This is a genomic window from Cupriavidus numazuensis (assembly GCF_905397435.1).
Lineage (GTDB): Bacteria > Pseudomonadota > Gammaproteobacteria > Burkholderiales > Burkholderiaceae > Cupriavidus > Cupriavidus numazuensis.
Map to the genome: position 1 here is coordinate 1 of NZ_CAJPVI010000169.1, position 674 is coordinate 674.

Here is a 674-nt window from a genome sequence, read left to right on the forward strand (position 1 = left end):
GCTTCGCTTCTCGCTCGGCATGCCGGCGCAACGCGGCTTCGATGCGTTCGACCACATCGTTGGGCGCGGGGCGCATCCTCATCTTGACCTGGTTCGTCACCCCCGTCACACCGCGCAGTTGCGACACGGTACGCTCGGCGAGCTTGCGCTGGTAACCCCACTCCACCTCGCCCGTCAGCGTGACGCGGCCCTTCTCGACGCGCAGCTTGATCGCATCGGCAGGCACGTGCACATGCCATTGCAGTGCGTCCCGTGCGGCGCTGCCAATCGCCTCATCGCTGAATTCGCCGGTGGGCCTGACATCCAGGTTCACCACCACCGCGCGCACGCCCGACACCTTTTCCGCGGCGTGCTCGGCGGCAAGCTTCTCGGCATAGCTGGGCAGGTGGCCGCTGAGCGTTACCACGCCCTCGCGTACCTCCACGCCAATGGCTGCCGCATCGATGGCGGGATCCCAGTCCAGCTCTTCCGTGACGTCCTTCTTGAGTTGAAGATCAGTTTTCATCGAAAAATCTCACAACGTGGTGTTGCGGAATGGCATTCGGCGCGCCTGTGCGGTGACCGCTCATGCCGTTCCTGAAAGGTTCGCACCTTGGCCAGTCACGGCTTCACTTCACGGTAATCCGCTGTTGCGGCGACGTTTCCTTCTTGGGCAGGACCACGCGCAGCACACC

General features: G+C 63.8%; 1 protein-coding gene. It reads right to left on the bottom strand.

Annotated elements, in window-relative coordinates; genetic code table 11:
* Positions 1-505 (bottom strand): BON domain-containing protein (locus KHO41_RS41050; protein ID WP_211958897.1); only part of this gene is annotated, 505 nt, incomplete at its 3' end.
* Positions 506-674: the final 169 nt, after the last annotated feature.